The 20589-nt window shown below is 62.5% G+C and carries 13 protein-coding genes and 1 riboswitch; of the genes, 9 read left to right on the plus strand and 4 right to left on the minus strand.

Features of this window, described 5'->3' with window-relative positions; all coding sequences use genetic code 11:
* The first annotated feature begins 3 nt into the window (after positions 1-3).
* Positions 4-1680: an ABC transporter ATP-binding protein gene (locus EKO19_RS22740; protein ID WP_129778848.1), complete on the plus strand. Its 1677-nt coding sequence runs from the start codon at positions 4-6 to the stop codon at positions 1678-1680.
* A 34-nt stretch (positions 1681-1714) separates the two neighbouring features.
* Complete coding sequence (locus EKO19_RS22745; protein WP_129778850.1) at positions 1715-2974, plus strand: alginate export family protein; 1260 nt, start codon at positions 1715-1717, stop codon at positions 2972-2974.
* A gap of 24 nt (positions 2975-2998) precedes the next feature.
* Here EKO19_RS22745 and arsC read toward each other — a convergent pair whose 3' ends face one another.
* Positions 2999-3364, minus strand: coding sequence for an arsenate reductase (glutaredoxin) (gene arsC / locus EKO19_RS22750; protein ID WP_129778852.1), 366 nt, complete (start codon positions 3362-3364; stop codon positions 2999-3001).
* Positions 3365-3467: 103 nt separating this feature from the next.
* Between arsC and EKO19_RS22755 the strand changes: the two genes are divergently transcribed.
* Positions 3468-4604 (plus strand): dipeptidase, encoded by a 1137-nt coding sequence (locus EKO19_RS22755; protein ID WP_217705529.1) that lies wholly within the window; start codon positions 3468-3470, stop codon positions 4602-4604.
* 61 nt (positions 4605-4665) lie between these two features.
* On the opposite strand, the gene EKO19_RS22760 is transcribed toward EKO19_RS22755, so the two are convergent.
* The gene (locus EKO19_RS22760; RefSeq protein WP_157995400.1) at positions 4666-4977 is read right to left on the minus strand and encodes an HPF/RaiA family ribosome-associated protein; all 312 of its coding nucleotides are present in this window, start codon (positions 4975-4977) and stop codon (positions 4666-4668) included.
* 267 nt (positions 4978-5244) lie between these two features.
* On the opposite strand from EKO19_RS22760, the gene sulP reads away from it, so the two are divergent.
* Complete coding sequence (sulP, locus tag EKO19_RS22765) at positions 5245-7377, plus strand: sulfate permease (protein ID WP_175597157.1); 2133 nt, start codon at positions 5245-5247, stop codon at positions 7375-7377.
* Entirely contained in the window at positions 7374-7763 is a 390-nt protein-coding gene (locus tag EKO19_RS22770; RefSeq protein WP_129778867.1) for a YchJ family protein, read from the plus strand. The genes sulP and EKO19_RS22770 overlap by 4 nt, the downstream gene beginning before the upstream one ends.
* A gap of 10 nt (positions 7764-7773) precedes the next feature.
* On the opposite strand, the gene EKO19_RS22775 is transcribed toward EKO19_RS22770, so the two are convergent.
* Positions 7774-8361: a TMEM165/GDT1 family protein gene (locus EKO19_RS22775; RefSeq protein ID WP_129778869.1), complete on the minus strand. Its 588-nt coding sequence runs from the start codon at positions 8359-8361 to the stop codon at positions 7774-7776.
* 5 nt (positions 8362-8366) lie between these two features.
* Positions 8367-8545: riboswitch (yybP-ykoY riboswitch) on the minus strand.
* Positions 8546-8738: 193 nt separating this feature from the next.
* Positions 8739-10424, minus strand: coding sequence for an MFS transporter (locus EKO19_RS22780; RefSeq protein ID WP_129778871.1), 1686 nt, complete (start codon positions 10422-10424; stop codon positions 8739-8741).
* 188 nt (positions 10425-10612) lie between these two features.
* Between EKO19_RS22780 and EKO19_RS22785 the strand changes: the two genes are divergently transcribed.
* From EKO19_RS22785 to EKO19_RS22800, 4 genes are all read left to right on the plus strand, one after another.
* Entirely contained in the window at positions 10613-12175 is a 1563-nt protein-coding gene (locus EKO19_RS22785; protein ID WP_175597158.1) for a GGDEF domain-containing phosphodiesterase, read from the plus strand.
* A gap of 155 nt (positions 12176-12330) precedes the next feature.
* The gene (locus EKO19_RS22790) at positions 12331-14163 is read left to right on the plus strand and encodes a S8 family peptidase (protein ID WP_129778875.1); all 1833 of its coding nucleotides are present in this window, start codon (positions 12331-12333) and stop codon (positions 14161-14163) included.
* Positions 14164-14262: 99 nt separating this feature from the next.
* Positions 14263-18729 carry a hybrid sensor histidine kinase/response regulator gene (locus EKO19_RS22795; protein ID WP_175597159.1) on the plus strand — a complete coding sequence of 1489 codons (4467 nt, stop codon included), beginning with the start codon at positions 14263-14265 and terminating at the stop codon, positions 18727-18729.
* Positions 18726-20498: a putative bifunctional diguanylate cyclase/phosphodiesterase gene (locus EKO19_RS22800; RefSeq protein ID WP_129778878.1), complete on the plus strand. Its 1773-nt coding sequence runs from the start codon at positions 18726-18728 to the stop codon at positions 20496-20498. Before EKO19_RS22795 ends, EKO19_RS22800 begins: the two co-directional genes overlap by 4 nt.
* Positions 20499-20589 lie beyond the last annotated feature (91 nt).

Consider the following 20589-nt stretch of genomic DNA (forward strand, 5'->3'; position numbering starts at 1 on the left):
CTTATGACCTTTTTACAGCTCAACTGTATCAGCAAGAGTTACGGCTCGGGGGAGCAACAGGCCGAGGTGCTCAGCGACGTTAACTTGAGCATCGAAGAGGGCGAGTTCGTCGCCATCGTCGGCTTTTCCGGCAGCGGCAAAACCACGTTGATCTCGACCATCGCCGGCTTGATTCCGCCGGACTCGGGCGAGGTGCTGTTCCAGGGCCAGCCGGTCACCGGACCGGCGCCGGATCGGGGCGTGGTATTTCAAAACTATTCCTTGCTGCCCTGGTTGACGGTCCAGAGTAACGTCGCTCTGGCCGTCGACAGTGTCTTTCCAAAATGGCCGGCCGCGCAGCGGCGGGCACACGTTCGCAAATACATCGAGATGGTCGGCTTGACGCATGCGATCGACCGGCGTCCCGCGGAGTTATCCGGCGGCATGCGTCAGCGTGTGGCGGTGGCGAGAGCCCTGGCGATGGATCCGAAGGTCTTGCTGCTGGATGAACCGCTCTCCGCATTGGATGCGCTCACCCGTGCCCGCTTGCAGGATGAGATCGAGGCGATCTGGGAGCGCCAGCGCAAGACCGTCATCCTCGTGACCAACGATGTGGATGAAGCACTATTGTTGGCGGATCGCATCATTGCCCTGAAGCCAGGTCCGCGGGCCACGCTGGGTCGTGAATTCAAAGTGGATCTGCCCCGGCCGCGCGATCGCAGGGCGGTCAACGAAGATGATTCCTATCGACGGCTGCGTGCGCAGATCTCTCAATACTTGATGAGCCTGAGCATGCAACGCAGCGGGGCCGCGAGCTCCACACGAGCGCTGCCGTCGGTGGTTCCCATCGAGCCGCCGGTGCCGAAGACCTTACGTAAGGCGACGCGGCCGAAGCCCGCGGAGAATCTGGACAAGTTCGTCGAGTTCTACGATGTGAGCAAAGTGTTTCCGACGCCGAAAGGGCCGCTGACGGTCGTCGACCGGTTCCAGCTCGACATTCGAAAAGGGGAGTTCATTTCCTTGATCGGGCACTCGGGCTGCGGCAAGTCGACGGTGCTGTCGATGGTCGCCGGGCTCAGCGAAGTTTCCAGTGGCGGCATCACTCTGGATGCACGCGAAGTCACATCCGCTGGCCCGGATCGTGGTGTCGTGTTTCAAGCGCCGAGCCTGCTGCCTTGGTTGACCGCCCGCGAGAACGTGGCGCTCGGTGTCAACCAGGTCTACCCCCATGCGACCGAACAGGAACGACGCGACATCGTCGAGTACTACCTGACTCGGGTCGGCTTGGGCGATGTGCTGGAGAAAAAGGCGGCTGAGTTGTCGAACGGCATGAAGCAACGCGTCGGACTGGCCCGCGCGTTCGCGCTCTCACCCAAGCTGCTGTTGCTGGATGAGCCATTCGGCATGCTCGACGCGCTGACTCGCTGGGAGCTGCAGGAAGTGCTCATGGAAGTGTGGAAGCGCAATCAAGTGACCGCGATCTGTGTCACGCACGACGTCGACGAGGCCATTCTGCTCGCCGATCGAGTGGTGATGATGACCAACGGTCCGCAGGCGCGCATCGGTCGCGTCATGAATATCGATCTGCCCCGGCCGCGGACTCGAAAGCAGTTGCTCGAGCATCCGAGATACTACGGATATCGTAATGAGTTGCTCGCATTCCTGGAGTCGTGCGAGCGTCAGCATACTCATGCGGCATGAGTGAAAAAAAGCGAATGCACTGGGAGAGCGGACGATGAAATCCTGGAGTCGACGGTTGAGCCTGGCGGTGGCCATGGCGGTGCCATGCATTGCCGGGGCGGCGGACTTTGGCGTGATCGGTGGCGCGCTCATGGAGTCGAAGCCGATCTTCGATACGCGCTTGCGCTACGAGAATGTGGATCAAACGCCGTTGGCGGAGGAATCGGACGCGGAAACGTTGCGCGTGCGGCTTGGCTTCGAAACCGGCAAAGCGTGGAACACGACGTTCCTGGCCGAAGGCGAAGCAATCGTCGATCTCGCTGGCGACTACCGTGACGATGCCTCTCGTCCCCGCAACGCGGCCTATCCCCTGATTCCCGATCCGGCCGGCGAGGAGATCAATCGGCTGCAGCTGGTGAATACCTCGCTGCCCGGCACGACGGTGACGTTGGGGCGACAGCGCATCAACCTCGACGATCAGCGCTTCGTGGGCAATGTCGGCTGGCGACAGAACGAACAAACATTCGATGCGGTCCGCATCGTCAACAAGCCGACATCATCGCTCACCCTGGACGCGACGTACTTGACCCAGGTCAATCGCATCTTCGGTCGCGACTCGCCGCAAGGCCGTTATCACGGCGATGGCGTGCTCGCCAACGCGGCGTATCAGTTCGGCTTCGGCAAGCTCAGTGCCTTTGGTTACTGGCTGGACTTCGATCACCTGGATGGCGTGCCGGTGGCGATGGACCCGATCCGGGTGTCCAGCGAAACCTTTGGCGCCCGGTTGGCGGGCGAGCGCCCGCTGAGCAGGATCAAGCTGGCGTACGCGGCCACATACGCCCAGCAGAGCGACTATGGCAACAATCCACTCAACTTCGACCTCGATTATTATTCGGTCGAACTGACCGGCACGTATCGCCAATACAGCGTGACGCTGGGTCAGGAAGTGATGGAGGGCAATGGCACCGTCGGCTTCTCGACGCCGCTTGCGACCATGCATCGCTTTCACGGCTGGGCCGACAAGTTCCTGACCACGCCGGCCAATGGCATCGACGATAAATATGTGAGCGTGGGTTATCTCGCGAAGGGCGTCGCGATGCTCGATACGTTGTCCGCGACGGTCGTGTATCGCGACTTCGAATCGCAGCGGCTGTCGCAGGATCTGGGCGACGAGGTCGATCTGCAGATCCAGGGCAAGTATCAGCGCTTCATCGGGCTGGCGAAAGTTGCGCTCTATGAGGCGCACGAAGGTCGCACGCCGGCGGCGTATCAGGACACGACCAAGTTCTGGGTGCAGCTCGAGTACGTCTGGTAACGCGTCGAGCGCGGGATCCTGTCGCTATTGTTTCGGCGGCAGGATCTTCAGCACCGTTTCCGGCGGACGGCTCAGCACGGCGCCGAGCGGCGTGATCACGACAGGGCGGTTCATCAGGATGGGATGCTCGAGCATCCGCTCGACGATCTGATCGTCGCTCCACTGCGAGGAGTCGCCCAGATTCAACTTCTCGACTTCCTTCTCGCGCAACAGCTCGCGAGGCGTCAGCCCGGTTTTTTTCAGCAGGTCCAGCAGCGTTTTCCGGTCCGGCGGCGTTTTCAGGTACTCGATGACCGTGGGCTCGATGCCGCGCTCGCGGATCAGCGCCAGGGTGTTACGAGAGTTCCCACAAGCGGGGTTGTGATAGAGGGTCACGTCGGTGGAGCTCATGCCGGCAGTCTAACATCGAGTCGCAAGGATCGCGATTTCGCCACTGTCGCGATCCGGCGTGCGGTAGGCTCGGGCCACCACAAATATCCTGGGGAACCCTGCAGTGATCACTCGCCGCTCCGTATTGAAGTCCGCCGCTGCCGCCACCGTGCTCAGCACGGGCTTGCCCATGATCAACATGGGTCAATACCAGGCGTTCGCGGATTCGCCCAAGAAATACTCGGCGAAGACCATGAAGACGGTGGAACGCGCCATCGTGATCGACATGCTCGGGCCCTTGAAGATCAATTTCGCTCCCGAGGCTTATGCGGGACGCATGACCGATGAAGAGGCCGAGATGTTTCGGACCTGCGGCATCACCGCCTTCCACAATTCCATCGGCACTGGCGGTCCAAGCGCAGTTGAAGACACGCTGTCCTTCATCGCGGCCTGGCAGGGTTACGTTGGACGCAATTCGCACGTGTTCACGCAGGTGAATACCGCCGTCGATATCGATCGCGCCAAAGCCGATCGCAAGATCGCCGTGATCACGGGCCTGCAGAACTCCGAGCACTTCCGCAAGAAGGAAGATGTGAAGGCGTATTATCAGCTCGGCCAGCGTTGCTCGCAGCTCACTTACAACACCCAGAATCTGCTGGGCAGCGGCGGCACCGAGCGTGTCGACGGCGGCTTGAGCGATTTCGGCGTGGAGATCGTCAACGCCATGAACGAAGTGGGCATGCTGGTCGACGTTTCACACTGCGGCGACAAGACGACGCTCGACGCCATCGAGGTATCGCCGAAGCCCATCGCCATCACGCATTCGAACTGCCGCGCCATTTTCAATCATCCGCGCCTGAAGACCGACGAGGCGATCCAGAAGCTGGCGGCGAAGGGCGGGGTGATGGGCATCACCGGCGTGCGCATGTTCGTGCGGGACCGGGAGCCGACCACCATCGATCACATCGTCGATCACATCGACCATGTGGCGAAGCTGGTGGGCATCGAGCACGTCGGCATCGGCTCGGACGCCGACCTCAACGGCTACGACGACATGCCGCCCGACCAGCTCAAGATGCTGCGCGGCTCGTACAAGGCGAGCTACGGTTTCCGCGACAAGATCGACATCGAAGGCTTCGATCATCCGAAGAAAATCTTCGATCTGACCGAAGCGCTGTACCGTCGCGGTTATTCCGAACAGAACGTCCTCGCCGTGCTCGGCGGCAACTTCCGCCGGTTGCTCGGATCGACCTGGATCTGAGCGCCGATCAGGTCATGCCGTGCGAGAGCTGGGGCTCTCGCACGGCCGATATCGGACGCGCTCAGTGCGCTTCGCGTTTGCCGATGGCGTGGCTGATGGCGTGATCCAGCCGCTCCAACGCGCCGTCGATGGCGAGTTGCAGGGTCTCGGCATGATGAGTCACTGCGATGGGTTGCAGATTCGACATGCGCGCTTCCAGCATGCAGCGCTTATCGGGGCCGCCCTTGCCGCCGTTGATGTCCCCCAGGTGCATTTCCACTCTTGTGATCCGGTCGGCGAACTTGGCTAGAGAGCTTTCGACCGCCTGGGATAGCCGGTCGGCGATTTCCCCGGTGAGGCGGACGTGGTTGTCATGATTCACTTGTATCTGCATGCGAGCTTCCTTCGACCCATAAGCCATTAATTGGCCTATTTAAAGTACTCAGGCGGCTGTCGAGTTGTTCCTGTCGGTGAAAACTCCACAGCGGCCCCACAGGTGGACGATGGGGCCGTTGCGGACATTACGCAAGTGGGCCCTGTCACGATTCAATAAGGCGAAGCCGCAAGGCGGTGCCGGCCGTTGGCTGTATAAAAGGGTCATAGGCGCCGTTCCGAGCCCCGGCGTATGATTCCGGGCTGGGTGAAAATAACGAGAGCGGGTGTGAACAAGGTCAGCGTGCGAGGCGTCGATGGCTCCCACCGCGACTATGGACTGACCGCCGGCACTGTGGCCATCGGCCGCGATCCGGCCAGCGCCATTCACTTGAAAGACTCGCAGGTCAGCTGGAAGCACGCCGTGCTCATCAGCGACGCGAGTGGCTGCATCATCGAAGACCTGGGCAGCTCCAACGGCACCTTCGTCGGCGCGCATCGGGTCCAGCGACATGTCGTGCATCCTGGCGAGCGGATCAAGATCGGTCCATACGAGTTGATGCTGCAAACCGCCCAGGTGCCGTCGCCCAATTCCGCCAGCGAGCGAACCTTGTTCGCCGCCGCCGATCATTACGTTCAGCGCCACGAACAAGAGCAGGACGCGAGCGTGCAAGCCGCGATCGAGAAGACCGGTGTCGCGGCGAAACCGGGCATCGAAGCCCGTGACTGGCGTACGTTGACGAAACGTTTGTTTCCGATCATGGGCGGGAAGGCGCTGTACGGCGACTTTCAGCTGCGCACCGAAGTCGTTGCGGGCATCACTGTCGCGGCGTTGCTGGTGCCACAGGGCATTGCTTACGCGCTGCTCGCAGGTTTGCCGCCCGTGATGGGTTTGTATGCGGCCATCCTGCCAATGATCATGTATGCGCTCACGGGGAGCGGCAGACAAACGTCGACGGGACCGGTGACGGTCGATTCGCTGATGTTGGTGCTCGGGCTGAGCACGATTGCCACGGCGGGCACCGCTGCCTACATCGCGCTCGCCGTCCTGCTCACCGCGGTCATCGGCATTTCGCAGGTGTTGATGGGCGCGCTACGGCTCGGCTTTCTGGTGAACTTTCTTTCCTATCCGGTGCTGGCCGGCTTCACGTCGGGCATCGCGATCATCACGGTGCTGGGTCAGCTGCATCACATCCTCGGCATTCCTCAGCATCAGTTCCCTTATCTGTATGAAGCCGTGATCGATGTAGCGTCGCGTGCCGATCAGACGAGCCTCGCGACGCTCGCCATCGGCGTCAGCTGCATTCTGCTGTTGCTGGGATTCACGAAACTGTCGCCGAAGGCGCCAGGCCCGCTCACCATGGTCGTGGCGTGCACGCTGCTGTCGTTCGTGTTCCGGCTCGATCAGCACGGCGTCGCGGTGCTCGGTGACGTGCCGCGAGGATTGCCGCATTTCAGCCTTCCCGATTTCGAGTGGGCGCAGATCAAACAGCTGCTGCCGCTGGCGCTGACGATGGCACTCGTGGGGTTCGCGCAAACCGTTTCGGTGGGGAAGTCGCTCGGCAATAAATACGGCTACGACATCGATGCGAATCGCGAGCTGTCGGCGCTGGGTCTGGCGAACATCAGCGCGAGCGTGTCGCAGGGGTATGCCGTCTCGGGCAGTCTGGGGCGCTCGGCGCTGAATGCAACGGCAGGGGCGAGGACGCCGATCGCCGCCATCGTGACGGCGCTGTGCATGCTGCTGATCGCTTTGTTCCTGACGCCGTTGTTCAGCTATCTGCCCAACGTGGCCTTGGCCGCCATCCTGGTCGTCTCGTCGCTGCGGCTGATCGATACGCGGGAGATCCGTTATCTGTTCAATGTGAAGATCACGGAAGGATTGTTGCTGGTGTTGACGTTCGTCGCGACTCTGGTGATCGGCGTGATGCCGGGGCTGTTGTTGGGCATCGTCGCCTCGATCCTGCTGTTCATCACGTTGAACACGCGACCCTACACGGCGATTCTTGGCCGGCTGCCGAACACCAACATCTTCCGCAACGTCGAGCACTTTCCGGAAGCGGAAACCATTCCCGGGCTGGTGATTCTGCGCATCGATGCGTCATTGTATTTTGCGAACGTGGTCTTTTTGAAGGAGCGCCTGCACGAGATCTGCGATGGATACGAGGGCGAGCTGCAGGCCTTGATTCTCGATGCCAGCGCGGTGAACGATCTCGATTCGTCCGCGGACACGGCGCTGCATCAGCTGTCCGACGAGTTCAAGAAGAAGGGCATCACCTTTTATATCGCCGGCGTGAAGGCGCCGGTGCGAGAGGTCATGCGACGCTCCGGCCTGTACAGTGCGCTCGGCGGCGATCATTTCTTTTTCACCATCGATGCGGCGGTCCGGCGCTTTCAGGAACGGAGCACGACCTCGCGATGAAACGTCCCATTGAAACTCCATGCCCCTGCGGATCGTCGCAAGCCCATGAACGTTGTTGTGGGCGATGGCACGCAGGCGAGCCGGCACCCGATGCGGAATCCTTGATGCGGTCACGGTACTCGGCGTTCGTGATGCGTAACGAACCGTATCTGCTCGCCACCTGGCACGGCACTCAGCGACCCAAATCGATCGAGTTCGATCCGAACCAAAAGTGGCTGGGTCTGAAGATCGTCGACTCGCGTGGCACCGGCGCCGACACGGCGGAAGTTGAATTCATCGCTCGATTCCGGATCGGCGGCGGCTCCGCGGCGCGGCTGCACGAGCGCAGCCGCTTCGTGAGAGAGGGTGGCCGCTGGTTCTATGTCGACGGCGACATTCGCGGCTGATCTCGGGCGACTACAGGCCGCCCAATCCCAAGCCGAAGTTCACCTTGAGCAGGATGAGCGCGCCGAAGATCGCAAACAGCGCCGCGGCGACGAAGCGCATCTTGCTCAGCGGGAAGCGTTTTGCCAGGGTCTCACCGAGCAGTACCGCCGGAACGTTCGCGATCATCATGCCGAGCGTCGTGCCCATCGTGACGGCGAGCAGGTTGTTGAACTGAGCGCCGAGCGCGACGGTTGCGAGCTGGGTCTTGTCGCCCATCTCGGCCAGAAAGAACATCACCAGCGTCGTGACGAACGCGCCGTGCCTGGCGGTCTTTTGTTCGTCTTCATCGAGCGTATCGGGAACCAGTGCCCAGGCGGCGAAAGCGAGGAAGGCGAGGCCGAGCACCCAGCGCATCACGTCGGGGCTGACTTTCATCGCGACCCAATCGCCGGCCAGGGCGGCGAGCGCATGATTGACGATGGTGGCAATGAAAATGCCCGCGATGATGGGCCAGTGCTGACCCCGGAACCGGGCGGCGAGAACGAAAGACAACAGCTGCGTCTTATCGCCCATCTCGGCGAATGCGACCATGCCGAGCGAGCTGAGCAAAGCTTCCACGAATCGGGACTCCCGGGCCAGCGGCGCAAATACCAATGACTCCACGCCCACCGCCGGCCCCGGCCATGGTCGTAAAGTCAAAGGTCTCGCCCAGCTGATGCCGCCGACGCCATGGTCTTCGACCAAGTGTGTTGACGTCGGCTCCTTACGTTGCGTAAGGCGGCTACTCCCCAGTGACGGGGCGCAAGATAACGACTCGGGCGGCGACATACAAGGGGCCGCCGCGCTGCTGTCGACGATTTAAGGGTTTGGCCTAAGGAAGCTCGGATCAATCGACTTCCCTGGCCTCGGCAAATCTGCGACTGATTGAAATGCTTCACCGATCGAAGCCGATGAAGTCGAGTCGTGGCAATTGATCAGATGTTCTCCGGAATGCTTCAAGAGGCGCGCGAGGGATCGGTCAGAGGTTCGGCCAGGTCGTGCGGTGTCGAGACATGGCCGGCGGGGAGTGCTCCGGTCTGTCGCTCGATCATGCGCCTGACGATGGGCAGGCCCGGTCCTTGATGCAACCCGTGCAGGCGCTCGGGAATGGTGGCGTCATCCTGCGTGATCCGATTGTTGTGCCGGATGTATTCGAGCCATGTCGGCGTCGTGTAACGCTCCACCCAGACGCTGGCATCGGCGAGGTCGCGCAATAACATCCAATGCATGGCGCCGTCGCGCTTGCGGATGCGTCGGCGTTCCGCCATCACTGCCAGAAACTCGAGCACGTCCTCTTCGCGAATTCTGTATTCGACCGTAATGACGACCGGACCGGTGCGTGACTCGACCGGGACGGCGGTGTCCGGCGCCTCCCATCGGCGCAGCGGATCCAGATTCAGATCGGCGGTTTCCGATAGCGGCACTCGCAGGCCAATCGCCGCGCAGATCAACATGACCAACGCAGCGGCGAACAACGCGAGGCTCACACCATCGCTTTCGGAGATCACACCCCACAGCCAGCTGCCGGCCGCCATGCCGCCGAATGTGGTCACTTGATACAACGACAATGCGCGGGCCACGACCCAACGGGGCGTCGAGAGCTGCACCGAGACGTTGAATGTTGAAAGCGTCAGCACCCACGATGCGCCGGCGATCATCATCATCGCGACGGTGAGTGTGGAGAAGGTGCTGATGCCGGCGATGGCCGCGGCAATTGCGAAGGCCACGCAAGAGATGCGCGTCAGTCCTTCCGACGACAATCGCTGACGCAGACGAGCACTGCTCAGCGCACCGAGCACCGCGCCGAATCCGAACGCGCCCAACAGCAGGCCGTAGGTGAGCGGGCCGCCGGTGAGTAAATCTTTCGCAACCAGCGGCAACAATGCCATCACCGAGCTGGCGCCGATGCCGAAGACACAGCCTCGCAGCAGCACGCGTCGAATCGACGGCGACATGGCAACGTAACGAATGCCGGCCGCGACCGCGATTCCCAATGTTTCTCTGGGCAGCAGTTGGGGAGGGCGCACCGGGCGCCAGCGCGAGAGCACGGTAATCAGCGCGATATAACTTGCCGCGTTCACCGCAAATGCCGCTGCGGCGCCGGCAGCCGCCACGATCGCACCACCGATCGCCGGGCCAACGCTGCGAGCAATATTGAAGCCCATGCTGTTGATGGCGACCGCGCCCGCCAGATGCGCTCTGGGCACCATGTCGCCCACCGACGCCTGCCACGCCGGCCCGTTGAACGCGGCCCCGCAGCCGATCAGGAATGTGAACATCAGCAGCAGCCAGGGCGTGATCAATCCCTGCCAGGCGCACACGGTCAGCATGATGGATACGCCGAGCATGAAAATCTGCGCACCGAGCATGACCTTGCGGCGATCCAGGTTGTCCGCCATCGCCCCGGCGAACAGCGACAGCAACACGATGGGCAGCGCCACCGAGGTCTGCACCAGGGCGACCATGTCGGCCGATTTCGCGATGGACGTCATCATCCACGCCGCGCCCACCGTCTGGATCAATCCACCCAGATTCGATGCCACGCTCGCGAACCAGATCGAGCGGAACACCGGAAACCGGAACGGCGACAGCGCCGACACGGGCGGCGTGCTGTCGGCGGAGGAGGTCGTGGCCTGAAGCATCGGCCAATGATATCGCGACCTTGCCGCCGCGCGGTTGCTTATGTCAGCTGTTTCAGGCGGGCGCACGTCCGGCCGCACCTCCGCCTTCGCGACGCAGTTCCCGCTTTCGACAGGATCCCGGCCGGGCGCTGCGTGGCTTGGAATCACTTCACGGCAGGGCAGCAGTGCTGGACGGTAACGTCCTGCAAATGTCCGCTGTCCTCATTGATCTACTGCCGGATCTGGTGTTCCTCATGCGTCGCGACGGTTCGGTCGTGGCGCACGCGGGAGGCCAGGCTGTTCCCGACTTTCGCCGCGATGGCCTGGATGCAGGCGACAAGGTCGAGCAGATCTGGTCGCCGACCACGGCGGCGCTCATCAAGCGGCTGCTGCGCCGGAGTATTACCAGTCGCGCTCCAGTCGAAACCCGTTTTCAGGAGCAGGGGCGCGGTTACGAGCTGCGAATTTCCCCGCAGGGTCCGAGTCGCGCCATCGGCGTGATTCGTCCGGTGCTGTCGGAGTCGGATCGCGCAGGCGAAGTGATCGCCGACGAGCCGCGCTGGCTGGGTCTGGATCGGCGGGGGTTCCTGCGTCGTTTGAACGATTCGCTGTCCACGTCGGTGCTGCGGGAGATGCCCATCGCCTGCGCCGTCGTGCATCTGGAAGGAATATCGGAGATCGCGCGGACTCTGGGGGTGCGCGTGTCGGAAGAGGTCATGAGCACCGTCATGGCCCGAGTCAACGAGCAGCTCGGAACCAGCGAGACCAACTACTCTGGCCAGCTCCGAGAGAATGAGCTATCGGTCGTGCTGAACACGACCGATCGCGATGCCATCGGCGCGAGCCTCAAGGATCTGACCAAGCATCTGCGAGCGCCGATTCCCTCGGGCGACGTTGAATTCAGACTCACCCCGTACATTGGCGTTGCGTTGTCTGCGGTGGACGCATCGTCAGCCGAGGCGCTGCTCGAGCATGCGCGTACCGCTGTCGAGGAGGCGAGGCGGGCGGCAACGACGCGGCCCTCGTTCTATAGCGAAGCCATGCAAGTGCGTTCGCTGTCGCGGCTCGATCTGGGTCGGGAGCTGCGCGACGCCATCGCCAATCGTGACATTCGTTTTCGTTACGTGGGGCGTCACGAACTGGCCACCGGCCGGCAAGTGGCGACCGTCGCTTATCTCAGCTGGCATCATCCGTTGCGCGGTGAGATTCCGCCCGCCGAGTTCCTGCGCATCGCCGTTGCCACCGGGCTTGCGGTGGATCTTTCCAGAATGGCTCTGGATTCCATCGTGGACGAGTTCGCAGCCCAGTTGCAGCACTGCGCGCCGGATATGAGAGTTTCATTCGGTCCGCTGCGCGATCACATTCTTCACGAAGAGTTCGCAGCCGACGTCGAGCGCGTGCTCGCGAGACTGCCACCGGAACGACTGGAACTGCGCATCGCCGAGAAGGCGTTTGTCGCTCGCGAAATCCACCCTCTGCGCACGCTACACGAGCGAGGAGTGCAAATCGTCGTGGATGAAGCGGCGCGCGCCGTTGCGTCGTTACCTTCCCTGGCCAGCGCCCCTGTTTCAGGTCTGCAGTTGGATCGTTCCTGGACGACCGCGCTGTTGAGAGACGAGACCGCTCGCAAGGTATGTCGCGCCACCATGAGCATCGCTCATGCGCTCGATCTGTCGCCGATCGCGGCCGGCGTCGATACCGAGGAAATTCGCGATCTCCTGCTGGAGATGGGCTGCCGCTACGGCAGTGGCGATGTTTTTGCCGCGATATAACAAAACCAATAGCGGCGCGGCATTTAACACCACGTTATGGGAACCGCGTCACAGGTACTGACTGGTTTCGAGCGACTACTCCAACGCGGTTACAGCTGCATTCGAGTGAAATAACGATTACGGGACACGCACCGTCCCGCACTCGTGAGTCACTCATGCGAATGCGCTCGACAGCCTTGTTATTGACTGCTCTGGTCGCCGCCGGTACCGCCATGGCGGACGCGCCGGCCCGGTCGTTGTATATCGTCCAGAGCAAATCCGCCGACGCCGCGTCGACACGCTTGCGTTCGGCGGGAGTTCAGGCCGAACGTGAGTTGAGTGTGATCAATGCAGTTTCGGCTTATCTAACGCCGGAGCAGGTCGCCACGCTGCGTGCCGATGCGAGCGTGCGCGTGTTCGACGACCGCGAGGTGAGCCCGCGGGGCGGATTGTTCGATTCGCTGGCCGGTGTCCTGGGCAACAACGCGGTCATCAAGCTGACTCAGCAGGTGACCACACCGATCGTCGCTCCGCTGTTACAGAGCCAACTGACCAGCTCGCTCACCTCGCCGCTGGTGAAGCAGTTGAGCGCTCAGCAGCAGCTGAAGGATGGCAAGGGCCTCAACACGCTGGGCCTGCTCTATGAAACGAATTATCCGGCGCTGATCGGCGCGGATTCGCTGCACACCGCGGGCGTCACCGGCAAGGGCGTCACCATCGCCGTGCTCGATACAGGCTTCTGGCAGGACGTGAGTCAGAACTACGCCAACCGCGTGCTGGCGACGGTGGATGTGACCAACGGCAATCGTCCGATCACCGGCGATCCGTACGGTCACGGCACGCACGTGACTGCCATCGCAGCCAGTGGCTCGCAGGCGCTCAACGGCAGCTATTCCGGTATCGCGCCGTCGTCGAACCTCGTGCTGGTACGCGCTTTCAATGGCGAGGGGGCGGGTCGTTACACCGACGTGATCGCCGGCGTGAACTGGATCGTCGCCAATCGCGACAAGTACAAGATCCGCGTGCTGAATCTTTCCTTCGGCGCGCCTCCGCAGTCGTATTACTGGGATGATCCGTTGAACCAGGCGGTGATGGCCGCGTGGCGGGCGGGTATCGTGGTCGTGGTGTCGGCGGGTAACGAAGGCCCGAGCCCGATGACGATCTCCGTGCCGGGCAATGTTCCTTACGTGATCACGGTCGGTGCGTTGACCGACAACAACACGCCGTACGATGCGACCGACGATCGTCTCGCTTCGTTCTCGTCCGCCGGTCCGACGTTCGAAGGCTTCGTGAAGCCGGAGATGGTGGCGCCGGGCGGTCACATCGCGTCGTCCATGCCGAGCAGCAGCTATCTCGCGACGCTGGACCAGGATTCGATGAACCTCGCCAGCAATCTGTTCACCATGTCGGGTACGTCGCAAGCGGCGGCCGTGACCACGGGCGTCGTGGCGCTGATGTTACAAGCCGATCCGAGCCTGACGCCGGACGCGGTGAAGTGCCGGCTGCTGGCGTCGACGCGGCCTGCGATCACCGCTCAGGGCAAGCTGGCTTACAGCGTATTTCAGCAGGGCGCGGGCTTGATCAATGCAGTCGCCGCGGTCAACAGCTCCGCGACCGGTTGTGCTAACCGCGGCCTGAATCTGCAAGCCGATCTGGAGGGTTCCGCGCACTTCGGTGGCCCCGCCAACATCGACGACAACGGTCATTACGTGATCATGGACATGGAAAGCACCGACTGGGGCGACACCGTCGACGCCGACGGTTACACCTGGTCGAAGGGCTACACCTGGAGCAAGGGTTACGCGTGGAGCGAGGGCTACACCTGGAGCAAGGGCTTCACCTGGTCGAAGGGCTATACCTGGAGCAAGGGTTTTACCTGGTCGAAAGGCTTCACCTGGAGCAAGGGCTACACCTGGAGCAAAGGGCTGGCGTGGTGGGATGCGATGTCGCAGAGCTATGCCACCGGCACGCGCTCGGCGTCGATCGCGTCCTGGGTGCCGAACGAATAGTTGGGATTGTGACGCGCGTCGTGCGGTCCTTCGGCGGCGACGATGGATTCGGCAAACCAGTCAACGGTTGCTTCATCAAACCTCGGGCAAGCTGCGGCCGTGAGTGCAAATCCACTGACGCGCGCCTGGCGGGCGTCACTGATCATCGCAGGGTTGTTGTCGGGAGCAGCGATCGCCACGGCGGCCGATGCTCCTCCGCTCATTCTGGAACATCTGACGACGGTCGAGGGTCTGCCGCAGTCGACCGTCATGGCGACCCTGCAGGATTCGCAGGGGTTTGTCTGGCTCGGGACCGAGGATGGCTTGGTCCGTTACGACGGCCACCTCCTGCATCGCTATGCCGCCGTTCGCGGCGAGCCGGGCACGCTGTCGGGCAACTACATCTGGGACATCGCCGAGGATGCCCGCGGCGATCTGTGGATCGCCATTCGCGACGGCGGCGTGGCGCGATGGCAGCGCAAGTCCGATACATTCACAATCTATCGTCACGACGACAACAAGCCCGACTCTCTGGCGAGCGACAGTGTTCGCGCGCTCCTGGTCGATACACGCGGACAGGTCTGGATCGGCACCAGCGATGCGGGTGTCGACATTCTCGATCCGGCGACCGGCGGTGTTCGACACTTGCGCTCGACCGGCCGTGGCCGGGCGGCGTTGAGCAGCGACCGCATCTTCACTCTGTCTCTGGCCCGTTCCGGAGATGTCTGGATCGGCACGCAGGCGGGGCTCGACCTGTGGCGTCTGGAGGACGAGTCGATCACTCCGTTCGGTCCGCCGGCCGGCGCGCCGGGCTCGCTGGCGGGACAGGAAATCTCACATGTGCTCGAAGACAAGAGTGGCGCCGTATGGGTGGGCAGCTTCAAGGTCGGCTTGACGCGACTGGATCGCGAAGGACGTCTGCTGGCTGCGTATCGCCAGAGCCGCGCACCCGATGCGCTCGGCAACGACGATGTTCGCAGCGTTCTCGAGGATCAGGCCGGCCGCTTGTGGGTAGGGACCGCGGACGGACTCGAACTGCTCGATCGCGCCAGCGGGCGCTTCACGCACTTCCGCCACGACGATAGCAACGCGAATTCGCTGCTCGATTCGTTCGTCATGTCGCTGTACGAAGATCAGGCCGGCGTGATGTGGATCGGCACGCGCACGGGGGGTGTGAGCCGCTGGAATCCGCGCAGCTGGGAACTCGGCGGTCAGCGTCCACAGTGGGTGGGCAGCGGGCCGGTGAATGCATTTGCCGATGCTGGCGATGGGCGTGTCTGGATCGCGGCGCTCGATGGCGGTCTGCGCCAGTTCGATCCTCGAACCAACGAGGCGACTCCGCTCGACAAGTTGACGCGTGATCATCAAGCGCTGCGTGACGAACGTGTGATGTCACTGCTTCGCGATCATCTCGGCACGCTGTGGATCGGCACGATGTCGGGTGGCCTGAAGAAACTCACTCCGGCCGGGCGCATCGAATCGATTCCGGTGAAGGCGGGCGATCCGCGTGCGACGAGCGCCGCGGGCATCATGAGCATCGCGGAAAGTCGCAGCGGTCAGATCTGGATCGGCACCTTCGGCGGTGGCGCGAACGTGCTGGATCCGGCGTCGGGCGCGATTCGTCAGCTGCCGTTTGGAGCTCAACCTGGAGCCATCGGTTCACCCGAGGTGACCTCGCTTGCCGAGGATGCGCGTGGCAACTGGTGGATCGGCACCATGAACGGTTTGAATCTCGCGCGGGCCGATGGGCAGGTCGTGCGGGTTTTCAAGAACGATCCGAACGACACGGCATCGTTGGCGGCCAACGTCGTCTATGCAGTCACCGTCGACGCACGCGATCGTGTGTGGGCCGCGACGGATGGCGGTGGTCTGGCGCAGGTCGAGGGCTCGTCGGCGGCGCCGGAGCAGATTCGCTTCAAAACCCTCACGCGCGAGCAGGGCCTGTCGAGCGACACGCTGTACGGTGTCGTGGCCGACGACGCGGGCTCGCTGTGGCTGAGTGGCAATGCCGGCCTGATGCGTCTGGATCCCGAGAGTGGCGCGATCAAGACCTTCCATCGCGAACACGGTCTGCAGGGCGAAGAGTTTGCATTCGGTGCCTATCATCGCTTGAGCGACGGTCGCGTGTGTTTCGGCGGTCCGGGTGGTTTCAACATCTTCGATCCGACCCGGCTGAGCGAGAACCGGCAGCCGCCGCGTCTCGCGCTGACCAATGTCGACATTCTCGGCGCCCGCATGCGCAGCGGCACGCCGTTCTGGTTGCTCCAGAATATTCCGCTCAGCTATCGCGACAGCATCCTGTCGCTCGACTTCGGCGTGCTGGACTTCGGCTCGACTCAGCACAATCGCCTGGCGTATCGCATGCCGGGACTGAGCGATGACTGGATCGACCTGGGCAGTCAGCGACGAATCACACTGACGACGCTGCCCGCCGGCGAGCACGTGCTCGAAGTTCGCGCCGCGAGCTCCGATTCGGGCTGGAGCGAGCAGCCCTACAAAATCACTATTGAGCGCGCGCCAGCGCCCTGGCAATCGCCTTGGGCCTATGCCGCGTACGCTGCATTGATCCTCGGCGTGATCTTGTATCGCGCGCATCGACAGCGCCGCAAATACCAAGCTGTGGTTCACCAGCGTGAAGTGCTGGACGCCGAAGTGAAGTTGCGGACGCGAGAGCTGGTCGAAAGCAATCGTCAGCTCGCCGAAGCCGCGCAAGCCAAGAGCAACTTCCTCGATCGCATGAGTCACGAGTTGCGTACGCCCATGAACGGCGTGGTCGGCATGACCGAGCTGCTGTCGCGTACCCAACAGTCAGCGACGCAATCGCATCTCACCAAGACCATTCGCTCCTCGGCGCAGATCCTGTTGCAGATCGTGAATGACTTGTTGGATCTGTCGAAGATTCGCGCCGGCAAAGTGGAGCTCGAGGCATTGCCCATCGATCTCGGCCAGGTGCTGGAAGAATGCACCAGCCTGTTTGCCGGGGCCGCCGAGGGCAAAGGCATCGAACTGATCGTTTGTCCGCCCGCGCGCGGCGAACGGGTGCTGCTGGGCGATCCGCTTCGCGTGCGTCAGATCGTGATGAACCTCGTCGGCAACGCGGTGAAGTTCACCTTGCAGGGTGAAGTCGTCGTGCGAGCCGATGTGACGATGGTCGACGAGGAGCGCGCCGTTGCCAGGATTGCCGTGACCGATACCGGCATCGGCATGGATGAAGCGGCCGTCGAGCGCATCTTCGAACCGTTCTCGCAGGCGGATGAGACCACGACCCGGAAATTCGGCGGCACCGGTCTGGGCCTGGCGATCTGTCGCGAGCTGGCCGACATCATGGACGGCGAGATCACCGTGGAGAGCACGCCGCAGGTCGGATCGACGTTCCATTTGGCGCTGCCTCTGCAGATTGATTCGACACCTGCTGCAGCCGAGACGGCATTGCCTCGCCGCACCGTTCGCATCCTTACTCGACGCACGTCGTTGCGGGAGTCGCTGACGCGTCACGTGTCTTCATTCGGGCTGGTACCTGCAGACGGCGGGGCGGAGATCACGATCCTGGATGCGAGCACGCATTCCGAAGAGTTGAAACGTTTGTTGACAGGCCGGACGTCGCGGCCCGGGCTCATCGTCATTGCAACCAATGCCGAGGCCGAGTCTTACAACCTGCGCGCGTTGCTCGATGAGAAGATCATCGTGCTCAAGCCCGTGCACCGGATTGCGCTACGCGAGGCGCTGGCGGTGGTCACTGGTGTCGAGGTGGCAGCGACCGATCAGCCTCGTACCAGCGCGAGCGATACGCCGTCGTTCAAAGCGCATGTCCTGCTGGTTGAGGACGAGCCTGTCAACGCAGCGGTGGCCGAAGGCTATCTCGCAAGCCTGGGTTGCACGAGCGTGTGGGCGAAGAGTGGCAACGAAGCCGTGGCGCGCAGCGCCGGCGAGCACTTCGATCTGATCCTGATGGATCTGAACATGCCGGACATGGATGGATTCGCGACGACCCAACTGATCCGCCAGCGAGCGAAGCAGGGCGAGCGCACGCCCATCGTTGCGCTCACCGCGCACGATGCAACCACGTATCGAGAAAAGTGCTTGCGCGCCGATATGGATGACATCCTCACCAAACCCTACACGCTGGACGAGTGCGCGCGCCTGTTACGCAAATGGTTGGTGACCCAGGAAGCCGATACCGCGGCGCAATTGATCAAGCTGTCCGCCGCACCGACGAAGCAAGATGCGCTTGCGAGCGTCGATGCCAATGCGGTCGCGTCGATGCGAAAACTGAGCGCCCGCGGTCACTCCGACTTGTACTCGAAGCTCGTGGAGTTGTTTCGAACCGGTTCGGCCGAGTCGCTGGCGCAATTGAGTGCCGCGATGGCTGAGCAGGATCTGAAGACCGCGGCCGGCATCTGTCACAAGCTGGCTTCGAGTGCGTCGAATGTCGGCGCGCTGAGCTATGGCAAGGAGCTGCGCAGGCTCGAGCAATTGTGTATCGCGGGCGAGCAGCAGCAAGCCGCCACGCTCCATGACACGATTCAGGCCGCGCACGCGCCCCTGATGAACGCACTGCTGGGCCTGACCATGAAGGCGAGCGCATGAGTATCGCGGACCGCCATTCCGGCATCGCCATCATCGCCGACGACGAGTCGACGGGGCTCGTGTTGTTGGAAGAGTCGGCAGCGCAGGTTGGCTTGGAAGCGCTGGCATTCGACAACGGTGCCGATGCACTCGCGGCCGCGCTCAACAATCAAGTGGCCATCGTCCTGCTCGACGTCGATATGCCGGGCCTCAACGGCTATGAAGTCTGCCGCCGTTTGCGTGCCGACGCGCGCTTCACCACCACACCCATCGTCATGGTGACCGGGCATGAGGATTCGGACGCGATCACACTGGCGTTCGAAGCAGGTGCGACCGACTTCGTTTCCAAGCCGGTGAATTGGGCACTGTTGCCGAGGCGCCTCGAATACATTCTTCGTAATGCGGCTGGTGCGCGAGCACTGATTGCGAGCACCGAACACATCGAGCGACTCGCTTACTACGATACGTTGACAGGCCTGCCGAATCGGCAGCGCTGCATGGAAACGGCTGCGGCCATGTTCGATGCCGCCAGGCAGGCGGGTGAGAATGCAGCGGTCGTCTATATCGATCTCAACAGTCTGAAGCGTGTGAACGATTCGTTTGGTCACGCCATGGGCGACGCTGTGTTGCGTGCCTTTGCGGATCGACTGGTGCGCACGGTGAACGAGTTCGGCATCGAGTCCGAGCGAGTCCTGATCTCACGATTGGGCGGTGACGAATTCGTGGTGGTGCTCAGACAGGCGGGTGCTCGCGAAATCGCGCTGACCCTGGCACGACAGTGCGCCGAAGCGTTCAAGCTGGCGATCACTCACGACGCATTGGAGTTCTACTCATCGCCGAATATCGGCGTGGCGGTGTATCCAGACGATGGCGCTGACGTAGCCACTGTGTTCAAACACGCAGACACGGCGATGTACCACGCCAAGGCAACCTCCGGCGCCGTAGCGTCGTATGCGCCCGCGATGAGCGCCAGAATGCGTGACTGGCTCGAGCTGGAAGGCCGGCTGCGCAAGGCAGTTCACAACGACCTGCTGAACCTGGTCTTTCAACCCAAGTTCCGGATCCAGGATCGCAAGCTGGTCGGCGTCGAAGCGCTGCTGCGCTGGCGCGACGCCGAGTACGGCGATATCTCACCGAACCGCTTCGTCGAGATCGCCGAAGACAGCGGTCTGATCCTGGACATGAGCAGCTGGGTGGTGCGAGCCGTGTGCCGGCAGCTGCGCAAGTGGCTGGATCGCGGCATCGTGCTGCCGGTCGCGATCAACTGCTCGGGTAAGGAATTGTTACACGGCGATCCCGCGAAGGTCGTGGAGGCCGAGGCAAAGGCGGCGGGCGTGCCGGCGTCGTTGATCGAGATCGAGTTGACGGAATCGCTGCTGATCAAGGACTCGGCGACGGTACAGAGCGCGCTGAAACGTCTGCGGCAGCTGGGGTGTCGAATTGCGCTGGATGACTTCGGCACCGGCTACTCGTCGCTTGCCTATATCACCCGCTTTCCGCCCGATCGCATCAAGATCGACAAGGCATTCGTGCGCGATATCGAGAACTCGGCCGGTGACGCGGCGGTGGCGAGCGCCATTCTTTCGCTTGCTCACAGTCTGAATCTGGTGGTTACCGCGGAAGGCGTGGAGCGCCAGGGTCAGCTCGATTGGCTGCTCGCCCGAGGCTGCCACGAAGTGCAGGGTTTCCTGTTAGCCAAGCCGCTGTCGGTGGCGGATCTCGAAGCACGTTTTTTTCCTGCAGCGAACGACGTGGCCGAAGAGCCGCAGCAACTGCTGTCGCGGGCGTAGCGCGCAACTATTCGCTTGCTACGGTCCGGTGATGTACAGGGCAGGGGCGGAATACGACGACCTTCTGGCCGTGCAACCCTGAGCGGGCCGG

It is taken from the genome of Peristeroidobacter soli, assembly GCF_004138485.1.
Taxonomy (GTDB): Bacteria; Pseudomonadota; Gammaproteobacteria; order Steroidobacterales; family Steroidobacteraceae; genus Steroidobacter; species Steroidobacter soli.